Consider the following 12,309-nt stretch of genomic DNA (forward strand, 5'->3'; position numbering starts at 1 on the left):
AACGTTCGTTATGTAAGTGAAAGGTGGGGTTTCATGTCACTTCGATTTGTGATTGGTAGAGCTGGAAGTGGAAAAAGTACACTTTGTTTACACGAAGTGCAAGAAGAGTTAAAACAGCGCCCAAGAGGGAAAACAATATTATATCTTGTACCAGAACAGATGACATTCCAAACGCAGCAGGCGTTAATTGGGAGTGAAGATGTAAGAGGTTCTATTCGGGCACAAGTTTTTAGTTTTTCGCGATTAGCGTGGAAGGTGCTGCAAGAAGTTGGCGGAGCGAGTCGTCTTCATATTGATGAAGCTGGTGTACATATGTTGCTTCGTAAAATTGTAGAATCTCGTAAAGATGGACTATCTGTGTTTCAAAAAGCAGCGGAGCAAAACGGTTTCTTTGAACATCTTGGTAGTATGATTGCTGAGTTTAAACGTTACAATGTGACGCCGTCTAACGTATATGAAATGTGGCAACAATTAGACACGCATAGCAGTAGTGCAGAGCAAAAGCTACTAGCGAATAAAGTGTATGATTTACAGTTACTATATGATGATTTTGAACGTGCTTTAATCGGAAAGTATTTAGATTCAGAAGACTACTTACAATTATTAATTGAGAAGCTTTCAGACTCTGAGTATGTAAAAGGCGCGGAAATTTATATAGATGGATTCCATTCATTTTCTCCTCAAGAGCTAGAAATCGTTAGAGGGCTAATGAGATTAGGAACAAGAGTAACAATAACATTAACGATAGATGAAAAAACGTTAGCGCAGCCAGTGAATGAACTAGATTTATTTTATGAAACGACGTTAACGTATGAAAAAATAAAACAAGTAGCGCGTGAAGAGAAAATAGAAATTGAAAAAACAATTCCACTTATGGAACAACCGCGTTTTCATTCTCCAGCATTAGCTCATTTAGAAACGCATTATGAAGCGCGTCCGAATGAAAAGTATCATGGTGAAGCGAGTGTAACAATTAGTACAGCAGCTAATTTACGAGCTGAAGTAGAAGGTGTAGCTCGTGAAATTAGAAGACTTGTGGCGGATGAAGACTATCGTTACCGAGATATCGCAGTCCTTCTTCGTAACGGAGAAAGTTATTACGACGTAATGCGAACGTTATTTACGGATTATAATATCCCGCATTTCATCGATGAAAAACGCCCAATGTCACATCATCCGCTAGTAGAATGTATTCGTTCTGCACTCGAGATTATTAGCGGGAATTGGCGTTATGATGCAGTATTCCGCTGCGTGAAAACAGAGCTTTTATATCCATTAGATGTAAGAAAAGAAGCGATGCGCGAAGAGATGGATGAGTTTGAAAACTACTGTTTAGCGTACGGTGTACAAGGGAAGAGATGGACTTCTGAAGATCCGTGGATGTATCGTCGTTATCGTTCTCTTGATGATGCGAGCGAAATGATAACAGACAGTGAGCGTGAAATGGAAGAGAAAATAAATCGACTTCGCGACGTTGTAAGAACGCCAGTTATTCGTATGCAAAAAAGACTGAAGCGTGCTGGAACAGTTATGCAAATGTGCGAAGCGGTATATTTATTTTTAGAGGAGCTTGACGTTCCGAAAAAACTAGAAGAATTACGTGTTCGTGCAGAAGAAAATGGAGATTTCTTATTTGCGACAGACCATGAGCAAGTATGGGAAGAAGTGATGAATCTTCTTGATACGTTCGTTGAGATGCTTGGCGAAGAGAAGATGTCCCTTTCAATGTTTACGGAGGTTATGTCGACAGGTCTTGAGGCACTTCAATTTGCGAACATTCCGCCGTCACTAGATCAAGTGTTAGTTGCTAACATTGATCATTCTAGATTATCAGATATTAAAGCGACGTTCATTATTGGAGTAAATGAAGGAGTGATTCCAGCAGCGCCTATGGATGAAGGTATGCTTTCTGATGAGGAAAGAAATGTTCTCACCGCTGCAGGTATCGAATTAGCACCAACGACGAGACAAACGTTATTAGAAGAACAGTTCGTTATGTATCAAATGGTGACGAGAGCATCTGAGAAGTTATACATTTCCTGTCCGCTTGCGGATGAAGAAGGAAAGACGTTACTTGCTTCTAGTTTTATTAAAAAAATAAAAAGAATGTTCCCTGATGTGAAAGAATCGTTTATTACGAATGATGTAAATGACTTATCGCGTTCGGAACAAATCTCATATGTAGCAACGCCAGAAGTAACGTTGTCTTATGTCATGCAGCAACTGCAAACGTGGAAGCGATACGGATTTGAAGGGAATTTAGACTTTTGGTGGGATGTATATAACTTCTACGTTACTTCAGATGAATGGAAGCAAAAAAGTAGCCGTGTGTTATCAAGTTTATTCTACCGAAATCGTGCACAGAAACTAAGTACAGATGTAAGTAGGGATTTATATGGAGATACAATTAAGGGAAGCGTTTCTCGTATGGAACTATTTAATCGCTGTGCGTACGCTCATTTTGCCCAGCACGGTTTATCGCTAAGAGAGCGTGATATTTTCAAACTTGATGCGCCAGATATCGGTGAATTATTCCATGCAGCGCTGAAGAGAATTGCAGACAAGCTATTACGTGAAAATCGGACTTGGGCGGATTTATCAATAAAAGAGTGTGAACACCTTTCTGCTTTAGTAATAGAAGAAATTGCACCGTTATTACAAAGACAAATTTTATTAAGTTCGAACCGTCATTTCTATTTAAAGCAAAAACTACAACAAATCATTTTCCGTACGTCACTTATTCTTCGTGAACATGCGAAGTCGAGTGGATTTGTACCAGTTGATTTAGAAGTACCGTTCGGTATGGGCGGGACTGGATCTCTTCCGCCAATGGAATTTGCGTTGCCAAATGGTGTGAAGATGGAAGTAGTTGGCCGTATTGACCGTGTTGATAAGGCGGAAGATGAGAGTGGTACGTTCCTTCGTATTATTGATTATAAATCAAGTTCGAAAGCGTTAGATTTAACAGAAGTGTATTACGGACTCGCACTTCAAATGTTAACGTATTTAGATGTTGTTACTTCAAATGCACATACGTGGATGAAAAAGGGCAGTACTGCATCACCGGCGGGTGTATTGTATTTCCATATTCATAACCCGATTGTTGAGATGAAAGGCGATGCATCTGAAGAAGAAATTGAGAAAGAAATTTTAAAGAAATTTAAAATGAAAGGTCTCGTACTAGGAGATGCTGACGTTGTGCGTTTAATGGATAATAAACTTTCAACAGGAAGCTCTGATATTATTTCTGCTGGTCTGAAAAAAGATGGTAGTTTTAGTGCGCGTTCTAGCATTGCAAGTGAACAAGAGTTTAACGTACTTCAAAAATATGTACACCACTCGTTTGAAAATATCGGAAAAGACATTACAGAAGGTGTTATCGATATTGCTCCTTACAAAAAGGGGAATAAAGCGGCATGCACGTTCTGTAACTTCAAATCTGTTTGTCAATTTGATGAATCACTTGAAGATAACCAATTCCGTACGTTAAAAGATATGAAAGATAGCGAAGCGATGGAGAAAATTAGAGAGGAGGTTGGCGGAGAATGATAGAAAATTGGCCTCAGAAACCAGAAGGTAGTCAATGGACAGATGACCAGTGGAAAGCGGTTGTAGCGAACGGACGTGATATTTTAGTCGCAGCGGCAGCTGGATCAGGGAAAACAGCGGTATTAGTTGAACGTATTATTAAAAAGATTATAAGTGAGGAAAATCCAGTCGATGTCGACCGCCTGCTCGTTGTAACATTTACGAATGCAGCAGCGCAAGAAATGAAAAATCGAATTGGGGAAGCGTTAGAAAAAGTATTAATTGATGGGCCAGGTTCACAACATATAAGAAAGCAGCTTAGCTTATTAAATAAAGCTTCCATTTCAACAATTCATTCATTTTGTTTACAAGTTATTAGAGGATATTATTACATGCTTGATGTCGATCCTCGTTTTCGTATTGCGAACCAAACAGAAAATGAGTTATTAAAAGAAGAAGTGCTAGATGACATATTAGAAGAAGAATATGGAATCGAAGATAATAGTATTTTCTTTGAACTAGTTGATCGTTATACGAGTGACCGTAGTGACGATGACTTACAACGAATGATTTTAGCGCTTCATACAGAATCAAGAGCGCATCCAAACCCGGAGAAGTGGCTTGATAAATTAGTAGAAGCATACGACGTTGAAGGAAAGACGATTGAAGATTTAGTGTACGCTTCTTACTTATTAGAAGATGTAAAATTCCAGCTTGAAACAGCGGAAAAGCATATTCGTAAGGCGACTGAACTCGCAATGCTTCCTGATGGTCCAGCGCCTCGCGTTGAAACTTTACAAGCGGATTTAGCTTTACTTGGAACGTTATCCTCAGCAGCTCGTGGATCGTGGACAAGCGTTTATGAAGCGATGCAAAATGTATCGTGGCAAACGTTAAAGCGTATTAAAAAAAGTGATTACAACGAAGATGTTGTAAAACAAGTAGATTCTCTTCGTAATAAAGCGAAAGATGAAGTGAAGAAATTACAAGAAGAGCTATTTAGCCGCAGACCCGAAAGTTTCTTACGAGATTTTCAAGATATGCATCCTGTATTAGAAAAACTCGTGAAGCTTGTAAAAGTATTTACAGAGCGTTTCCAAGCGATTAAGCGAGATAAAGGAATGGTCGATTTCACAGATTTAGAGCATTTCTGTTTGCAAATTTTAAGCGAGCAAAGTGAAGGCGGTGAAATGAAGCCGTCAGCAGTAGCACTTCAATATCGTAATAAATTTGCTGAAGTACTAGTTGATGAATATCAAGATACGAACTTCGTACAGGAATCAATTATTAAATTCGTAACGAAAGATTCTGAGAGTGAAGGAAACTTGTTCATGGTTGGTGACGTAAAACAGTCAATCTATCGTTTCCGACTAGCAGAGCCTGGTTTATTCTTAGGAAAATATAAACGTTTCACACAAGAAGGATCGGGCGGCGGAATGAAGATTGACTTAGCGAAAAACTTCCGTAGCCGTCATGAAGTGCTAGCAGGTACGAACTTTATTTTCAAACAAATTATGGGCGAAGAAGTCGGCGAAATCGATTATGATGCTGACGCTGAATTAAAGCTAGGTGCTAGCTATCCAGAAGGTGAAGATGTAGCGGCAGAGCTATTATGTATTCAGCAAACTGAGGAAGAAGTGCAAGACGGTGAAGAAGGTGCCGAAGTAGAAAAAGCGCAGCTTGAAGCTCGTCTTATGGCGCAGCGTATTAAAGCAATGGTCGATTCAGGCTATGAAGTGTATGATCGTAAAACCGATAGTATGCGCCCAGTGCAATATCGTGATTTCGTTATTTTACTTCGCTCCATGCCATGGGCGCCGCAAATTATGGAAGAGTTAAAACTACAAGGAATTCCGGTATATGCTGACCTTGCGACTGGTTACTTTGAAGCGACAGAAGTAAATATTATGATGAACGTATTCCGCGTCATTGATAACCCGATGCAAGATATTCCGCTTGCAGCTGTACTTCGTTCACCGATCGTTGGACTAAATGACGAAGAACTTGCGACGCTTCGTGCTCACGGAAAGAAAGGCTCGTTTTATGAAGTGATGAGCTCATTCTTAAAGGGAGCGCCGCTTGAAGAAGAACAAGAACTGCATGATAAATTAGAGTGGTTTTATAACTTACTGCAAGGGTGGCGTGAATTTGCGCGTCAACAATCTCTTTCTGATTTAATTTGGAAAGTGTACGGTGAGACAGGCTATTACGACTTTGTCGGCGGTTTACCAGCCGGAAAGCAAAGGCAGGCAAACTTACGCGTACTATATGATCGCGCAAGACAATATGAAGCAACATCGTTTAGAGGATTATTCCGCTTCTTGCGCTTTATTGAGCGTATTTTAGAACGCGGAGATGATATGGGAACGGCGAGAGCCCTCGGAGAACAAGAAGATGTTGTTCGCATTATGACGATTCATAAAAGTAAAGGGCTAGAGTTCCCAGTCGTATTTGTAGCTGGACTTGGTCGCCGTTTTAATACACAAGATTTAATGAAGCGTTTCTTACTTCATAAAGATTTCGGTTTCGGTTCACAATTTATCGATCCTCGTAAACGAATTAAATATACGACATTATCGCAACTAGCGATTAAGCGTAAAATGAAGATGGAATTAATTGCGGAAGAAATGCGCGTACTATACGTAGCATTAACACGTGCAAAAGAGAAGTTAATTTTAATTGGAACAGTTAAAGATGCAAATAAAGAAATGGAAAAATGGCTCGATGCAAGAGAGCATAGTGAATGGTTATTACCAGACCATATACGCGCTGGAGCGTCTTGCTACTTAGACTGGATTGCACCTTCCTTATATAGACACCGTGATAGTGAAAGGCTTCTTGAATTAGGACAAGGAAATATTCCAGGCGAAATTTATGAATATAGTGCTAGCTGGAAAGTAGAAGTTGTTGAAGGAAAAGATTTACTTGCGCCAGAACCAGTTCAAGAAGAGAAACAAGAGTTATTAGAAGCGCTTCGCGATAAAAAAGCTGTTCCGTTAGAAAGTGAACGGAAAGAAGAAGTGTACGACAGATTAATGTGGGAATACGGGTATGCGGACGCGACATCTCACCGTGCGAAACAGTCTGTTACAGAAATAAAGAGAAATTATCAATCTGAAGAAGGTAGCGATAATGCCTTTATTAAAAAACTTCGTGCACCAATTAAAATACGTCCGCGCTTTATGGAGAAAAAAGGGCTAACATACGCAGAGCGAGGGACAGCAGTCCATGCCGTTATGCAGCATGTAGATTTGAAGAAACCAATTACGATTGAAGTTCTTCAAGAACAAATTGCAAGAATGGTAAATAAAGAACTATTAACATTTGAACAAGCTGAAGAAATAGCGATTGAAAAGGTAATTTCATTCTTTGACAGTGACTTAGGTAAAAGGGTATTAGCAGCAAAAAGTGTTGAACGTGAAGTACCATTTACGATGATGCTTTCAGCAGAAGAAGCGTATCAAGATTGGCAAGGGAAGAAAGGCGAATCAATACTTGTCCAAGGGGTTATCGACTGCATGATCGAAGAGGAAGACGGAATTACTTTAATCGACTTTAAAACAGATACGATTGAAGGAAAGTTCCCAGGCGGATTTGATCAAGCGAAACCAATTTTAGAAGACCGATACAAAGTACAGCTTTCACTATATGCAAAAGCACTCGAGAAAAGCTTAAAACATCCTGTGAAAGAGAAATGTTTATATTTCTTTGATGGAAATCATGTTGTAAATATTGACGAATAGAGCTTAGAAAGGGGTTATGGATTATGGCGACGTTAAGAACTTGTGATCAAGGACACGAGTACTACAAAAGTAGCGATTGTCCAACTTGCCCAACCTGTGAGAAAGAGAGAAAGCCAAAAGAAGGCTTTCTTTCTCTTCTTTCAGCACCAGCAAGGCGAGCGTTAGAGCACCATGGAATAACGACTGAAGCAGAACTTTCAAAGTATAGTGAAAAAGAAATTTTGAAACTGCACGGTATAGGACCAGCATCTTTACCTAAATTGAGAGCGGCTTTAGAAGATAAGGGATTATCATTTAAATAAAAAAACTAATCATTAGCGGGGAGTAGCATCTTCATTAATGATTAGTTTTTATAATCGGTATTAATTAGCTAGATAAACGCATATAACGAAATCCCATTTTGAAAATCGTAAATCGATGGACAAAATGCTTTAAAAGATGGAGTTATGAAGTATAGAGAACTTGATAAAGAAGATAAGCGAATTGATTATAATATTAAGGAAGGAAGTGCAATACGATGGATTTTGAAACAGTAATGCAAGAGCTTGAAACTCTCGGCAAGGAACGAACTAAAAAAATATACATATCCAATGGTGCAAAGGAGCCACTTTTTGGAGTAGCTACAGGTGCTATGAAACCAATCGCGAAGAAAATAAAAATCAATCAAGGTTTAGCTGAAGAGCTTTATGCTACAGGTAACTATGATGCGATGTACTTTGCAGGCATTATTGCAGACCCGAAAACTATGAATGAATCGGATTTTGATCGTTGGATGGATGGGGCGTACTTTTATATGCTGTCCGATTATGTGGTGGCAGTAACTTTATCTGAATCAGATTTTGCACAAGACGTTGCTGATAAATGGATTGCAAGTGGTGACGAACTAAGAATGTCAGCGGGCTGGAGTTGCTACTGCTGGCTTTTAGGGAATCGAAAAGACCATGAATTTTCCGAAAGTAAGATTACCAATATGCTAGAAGTTGTGAAAAATACAATTCACGATGCGCCAGAACGAACGAAATCCGCTATGAATAATTTTCTAAACACCGTGGGGATTTCATATGTGCCGCTACATGAAAAGGCAGTTGAAACTGCAAAGGAAGTAGGCATAGTGGAGCTAAAACGGGACAACAAAAAAAGCAGTTTTCTAAATGCTTACGAAAGTATTCATAAAGAACTTGATAGAGGAAGACTCGGATTCAAACGTAAATATGTAAGATGTTAAAATTAAAAGAAACAGCCCTAGCTCTACACAAAATAGAGCTAAGGCTGTTTTTTTACGCTGTTCCAATTTGATCTTGGTCTGCAACGTCCGAATCAAATGTATTTGTTGCACTAACGCCGCTAAAAGTGTTGACGACAAATCCGACATTGGAAGCTCCAGACCCGTTATAAGCTTTCGTATTTTCTTTCGGAGACACGTTATAAAAATCTCCTAAGTTGAAAGAGCCATTACTGTTTTGAACGACAAGATTTCCTACAACCGAAGGCATACCATCCACCTACTTTACTAAGCTTTTTAATTACTATATGAATTATTTAGAGGAAGGTTCATCAGTAATAAATTGACGGATTTGTAGCGTGCGAGAATTATTAAAAACATAGTCAACATTGCCGATTTGAAAGCAAGCGGAATTTAAAATTGTTCGCAAGTGAACATCATTTACTTCAATAAAAGGGCACTCATTTACAATATTCATTCTTACATCTGTTGTTCGCTTTGGAATTGTAATGTGTTCATCTGTAAAGATTTCAAACGCATCAAAACGACCTTCACCTTTTATATAACAAGGGATTTCTCGATGAACGATAAGCGCTCTATTTTTTAATTCTATTTGATTAGCATCCCCGGCCTGGAAGACGGCCGAAATCCCCATAGAAATGATAGAAACATTTTGTACAACTGAAGTATGACGGAGCATAATTTTTCCTCTCCTCAACCTGGAGTCGGAGGGACATCTGTTACTAATGGTACAAATGGCCCCTCTGTAACGGATTCGAATGGCGTATCAAGAATTGAAGAAAGGATGAGAAGGTTAGCATCTCCAATTAAAAATAATGCGGAAGAAGAAACCCCGTTCATTTTAATCTGCCCTACTTTTAACTCGCGGTTCACAACATTTAAATTCATACATACTTACTCCTTTCGGAAATTGCCCGGTATGTGTTGAATAAAGGAAAGGAAGGCTTTGTCAATATCTTGTTTCATTGCTTGAATAATGACGTCTCGTAAATAATCGGGATCTGTGGAAATACCCTCATACGATTGAACTTGTGATAAATAATATGGAAGTCTATGTTCCATCTGTTTTTTTATGTCATCCACCATCATTTGCCGATACATCTCATCAAGCGGCGTTCTCTCTTCTTGTTCAAAATGGAGAATTCGACTATATGCTTCTTCATCTAAATAGCGATGCATTTCTTGAAGGACGCCTTGATAAAAGTCTGGATTTGTTTCTGTTTCAGGATTTACTTTTAATGTTTCTGTATCCACTTGAAAATCTTCAATTTGCTGCCCCTTTGATGAAAATGGATTCAAGCCAATATTTAAAGTGCCATTTAAATTTTCTACTTTTAATTGATCGAATTTATATTCCACTTTTCCTATAGAAGAGGAGGGACGACTTTTTAACTCATTAAGCTCTTCTTGTAGTAGGCGAACTTGCTCTTCAAGATTTAGAATAGTTTGCTGCTGTATTTGGAGAGCTTGCTGAAGTTGGTGTAGGTAAGTGTATATATCTTGATTCATTTGTGAAACCTCCTTTTCAATAGGGAGGGGATAGTACTGTTATATATTTATGATAAGGATGGTTTAAGAAGAACTAGTTGAAGGTTTAATAGAAATAATTTGTCCTTTCGCACTTAAAGGGCGAAGAGGTTCTGTAAATCCGCCAGAATTTGAGAATTTAGAAAGAGCCTTAATACTACCTGCAGTTCCAATTTGAAAAACGGAAGAGGTCGTAATGCTATCGATTTTAATGCTGTTAATGATGATACTTTGGTTCACATAAAAATTCAATGCAATCGCCTCCTTTAGTTCGAACCGATTATTGCTTGATCAATTACATCTGAATCATTGACAGTCGTTGAGCTTTGATAATTGTAGACAGAGACGTTATCCCCAACATTAAATGAACCGGCTCCGGCAAAAGCGCGTGAATAACTAATAGGCCTAATCGCAAATACATCTCCAATATGAAAAATACCACTTGATCCAATATTAACGATACGAATATGTCCGACCATAGCTGGCATACAAAACACCTTTCGTTTTTAAAATTTTCTTTTCTACTATTGTATGGGCGTTTTCAATAAAATGTGTATTTTTTTGAAATAAAAGAAACACATACGTTATTGCGTATGTGTTTCGAACATTTGAGTGTGTGTGCAATCTGTGTGTATAGGCCAAACAACATTTAAGAGCCTGTCCAATTCCTGGCTACAATTCACTGTTTTTTGAGAAGTCATTCCGTAGCGTTCAGCAAAATAGATCATTTTTTCGCGTTTTTTTTCGATAGCTTGCTCAAACATTGAAATCGGCTCCATCTCTCAATAAATTTTATGTATATATGTAGTACATATTATACAAAAATTCAATAAAAAAGAAACATCTTCGCTAAAAAAAGTATAATTTCTACATTTTATGTCAAATAACGGATGAGGAACGAATATAAGGAGGAAGGAATATTGTAAAAATTAGCGTGCGAGAGAAGGGTTTTTTCTGAAGGATGCGAATACAATTAAAGGGTATGAGTTTTAGGATGGAGAGTGGAAATATTGCGTTTTGTAACAGCGAAGAAAGAAGAAAAGGTGTTTGTAGGTATTGTGGATGAAGAGAAAGATAAAGTTTTACATTTAAGAGAAGCGCAAAGGCAAAAAGGGGAAAAGGTTACGATCCCGATTACAATGTTAGAGTGTATTGAAAGAGGGACTGAATGCTTTGAGAAAGTATGTGAAATTGTAAATTGGGCAAAAGAGAACGGAGAAGCGGCGTATTATCCGTTAACAGAGGTGAAAATATTAGCACCGATTCCAAGGCCAAGAAAGAATATTTTGTGCGTTGGAAAAAACTATCGTGAGCATGCAGTGGAAATGGGCGGAGTAGAGTCTATCCCTGAAAATATAATGATTTTTACAAAGGCGCCAACAACAGTGATTGGAATTGATGAGAAAATTAATGGTCACCCTCACGCAACGAATGAACTTGATTACGAAGGTGAACTAGCAATCGTTATTGGTAAGCGAGGGAAACAAATAAAAATAGAAAAAGCTCTTGATCATGTTTTTGGGTATACAGTTATCAATGATGTAACTGCTAGGGATATTCAAAGAAAACATAAACAATTTTTCCTAGGGAAAAGTTTCGATACATTTTGTCCGATGGGACCGTATTTAATTCATAAATCAATGGTTGAAACGCCGAATGCATTACACATTGAAACCGTAGTAAATGGAGAAATAAGGCAAACTTCAAACACAAATAAAATGATTTTTTCAATAGAAGAAATTATTTCAACTATAAGTAAAGGCATGACATTAGAACCAGGAGATATCATTGCAACAGGGACACCAGCTGGTGTTGGTAAAGGTTTCACACCACCGAAGTTTTTGCATGCTGGTGATGAAGTTGTTGTTACAGTAGAGGGAATTGGTACGTTAAGAAATATAGTGAAATGAAAAAAGAGCTATCTTGTGAAAAGATAGCTCTTTTCTATGGGCGTGGATTAACGGAGTAATCTATGATGGCGAAAATATACAATCCGATTAATGCTAAAGTACAAATTCCAATTAGCATAACTGCAAGTGCGCTTCTCTCACGGCCAAAACCGATAATTGTAAGGAAAACAGCAGCCCAAAATGATGTTTTGAGTAGTGTGAATGTATTAGGAGTTGAATAATGACTGAGTAAAGTTGTAGATAATATGAAGCCGATGAATGTCATAGAAATAAAAATTGTAGCTAAATTGTTAATGTGTTTACCGTATTTCAATAGCATACAGTTACCCCCTTTTTGACAAAAAACAGAATATTCAAT

At 38.1% G+C, this 12,309-nt stretch carries 13 protein-coding genes; 5 read left to right on the forward strand and 8 right to left on the reverse strand.

All coding sequences use genetic code 11. The features are described 5' to 3' along the window. The first annotated feature begins 33 nt into the window (after positions 1-33). The 4 genes from addB to QCI77_RS05800 all read left to right on the forward strand — a co-directional run bounded on the left by addB (position 34) and on the right by QCI77_RS05800 (position 8,496). On the forward strand, positions 34-3,549 hold the full coding sequence (gene addB / locus QCI77_RS05785; RefSeq protein WP_016093092.1) for a helicase-exonuclease AddAB subunit AddB: 3,516 nt from the start codon (positions 34-36) through the stop codon (positions 3,547-3,549). Continuing rightward, positions 3,546-7,271, forward strand: coding sequence for a helicase-exonuclease AddAB subunit AddA (addA, locus tag QCI77_RS05790; RefSeq protein WP_113769117.1), 3,726 nt, complete (start codon positions 3,546-3,548; stop codon positions 7,269-7,271). Before addB ends, addA begins: the two co-directional genes overlap by 4 nt. A 23-nt stretch (positions 7,272-7,294) precedes the next feature. Beyond that, positions 7,295-7,573: an RNA polymerase alpha subunit C-terminal domain-containing protein gene (locus QCI77_RS05795; RefSeq protein WP_002011271.1), complete on the forward strand. Its 279-nt coding sequence runs from the start codon at positions 7,295-7,297 to the stop codon at positions 7,571-7,573. A gap of 215 nt (positions 7,574-7,788) precedes the next feature. Then, complete coding sequence (locus QCI77_RS05800) at positions 7,789-8,496, forward strand: DNA alkylation repair protein (RefSeq protein ID WP_113769118.1); 708 nt, start codon at positions 7,789-7,791, stop codon at positions 8,494-8,496. Positions 8,497-8,548: 52 nt separating this feature from the next. Here QCI77_RS05800 and gerPF read toward each other — a convergent pair whose 3' ends face one another. From gerPF to QCI77_RS05835, 7 genes are all read right to left on the reverse strand, one after another. Then, positions 8,549-8,764 carry a spore germination protein GerPF gene (gene gerPF, locus QCI77_RS05805; protein ID WP_001141570.1) on the reverse strand — a complete coding sequence of 72 codons (216 nt, stop codon included), beginning with the start codon at positions 8,762-8,764 and terminating at the stop codon, positions 8,549-8,551. 42 nt (positions 8,765-8,806) lie between these two features. Beyond that, the gene (locus tag QCI77_RS05810) at positions 8,807-9,193 is read right to left on the reverse strand and encodes a spore germination protein GerPE (protein WP_113769119.1); all 387 of its coding nucleotides are present in this window, start codon (positions 9,191-9,193) and stop codon (positions 8,807-8,809) included. 14 nt (positions 9,194-9,207) lie between these two features. After that, the gene (gene gerPD, locus QCI77_RS05815; protein ID WP_001052805.1) at positions 9,208-9,402 is read right to left on the reverse strand and encodes a spore germination protein GerPD; all 195 of its coding nucleotides are present in this window, start codon (positions 9,400-9,402) and stop codon (positions 9,208-9,210) included. 6 nt (positions 9,403-9,408) lie between these two features. Continuing rightward, on the reverse strand, positions 9,409-10,023 hold the full coding sequence (gene gerPC / locus QCI77_RS05820; protein ID WP_113769120.1) for a spore germination protein GerPC: 615 nt from the start codon (positions 10,021-10,023) through the stop codon (positions 9,409-9,411). Positions 10,024-10,086: 63 nt separating this feature from the next. Further along, positions 10,087-10,293, reverse strand: coding sequence for a spore germination protein GerPB (gene gerPB / locus QCI77_RS05825; RefSeq protein WP_002149891.1), 207 nt, complete (start codon positions 10,291-10,293; stop codon positions 10,087-10,089). Positions 10,294-10,307: 14 nt separating this feature from the next. Continuing rightward, complete coding sequence (gene gerPA, locus QCI77_RS05830; protein WP_001111190.1) at positions 10,308-10,529, reverse strand: spore germination protein GerPA; 222 nt, start codon at positions 10,527-10,529, stop codon at positions 10,308-10,310. A gap of 96 nt (positions 10,530-10,625) precedes the next feature. Further along, the gene (locus QCI77_RS05835; protein ID WP_088045458.1) at positions 10,626-10,805 is read right to left on the reverse strand and encodes an aspartyl-phosphate phosphatase Spo0E family protein; all 180 of its coding nucleotides are present in this window, start codon (positions 10,803-10,805) and stop codon (positions 10,626-10,628) included. Positions 10,806-11,051: 246 nt separating this feature from the next. On the opposite strand from QCI77_RS05835, the gene QCI77_RS05840 reads away from it, so the two are divergent. After that, a complete protein-coding gene (locus QCI77_RS05840; RefSeq protein WP_353824651.1) occupies positions 11,052-11,951 on the forward strand; it encodes a fumarylacetoacetate hydrolase family protein in 900 nt (299 codons plus the stop codon). Positions 11,952-11,985: 34 nt separating this feature from the next. Here the strand turns inward: QCI77_RS05840 and QCI77_RS05845 are convergent, their stop codons facing one another. Next, complete coding sequence (locus tag QCI77_RS05845; protein WP_000925332.1) at positions 11,986-12,270, reverse strand: hypothetical protein; 285 nt, start codon at positions 12,268-12,270, stop codon at positions 11,986-11,988. Positions 12,271-12,309 lie beyond the last annotated feature (39 nt).

Source organism: Bacillus cereus group sp. MG9 (assembly GCF_040459995.1).
GTDB classification, from domain to species: Bacteria; Bacillota; Bacilli; order Bacillales; family Bacillaceae_G; genus Bacillus_A; species Bacillus_A mycoides.

Coding starts and splice junctions, on each gene's coding strand:
- addB (WP_016093092.1), top strand. CDS start 34: ATGTCACTTCGATTTGTGATTGGTAGAGCTGGAAGTGGAAAAAGTACA.
- addA (WP_113769117.1), top strand. CDS start 3,546: ATGATAGAAAATTGGCCTCAGAAACCAGAAGGTAGTCAATGGACAGAT.
- QCI77_RS05795 (WP_002011271.1), top strand. CDS start 7,295: ATGGCGACGTTAAGAACTTGTGATCAAGGACACGAGTACTACAAAAGT.
- QCI77_RS05800 (WP_113769118.1), top strand. CDS start 7,789: ATGGATTTTGAAACAGTAATGCAAGAGCTTGAAACTCTCGGCAAGGAA.
- gerPF (WP_001141570.1), bottom strand. CDS start 8,764: ATGCCTTCGGTTGTAGGAAATCTTGTCGTTCAAAACAGTAATGGCTCT.
- QCI77_RS05810 (WP_113769119.1), bottom strand. CDS start 9,193: ATGCTCCGTCATACTTCAGTTGTACAAAATGTTTCTATCATTTCTATG.
- gerPD (WP_001052805.1), bottom strand. CDS start 9,402: ATGAATTTAAATGTTGTGAACCGCGAGTTAAAAGTAGGGCAGATTAAA.
- gerPC (WP_113769120.1), bottom strand. CDS start 10,023: ATGAATCAAGATATATACACTTACCTACACCAACTTCAGCAAGCTCTC.
- gerPA (WP_001111190.1), bottom strand. CDS start 10,529: ATGCCAGCTATGGTCGGACATATTCGTATCGTTAATATTGGATCAAGT.
- QCI77_RS05835 (WP_088045458.1), bottom strand. CDS start 10,805: ATGTTTGAGCAAGCTATCGAAAAAAAACGCGAAAAAATGATCTATTTT.
- QCI77_RS05845 (WP_000925332.1), bottom strand. CDS start 12,270: ATGCTATTGAAATACGGTAAACACATTAACAATTTAGCTACAATTTTT.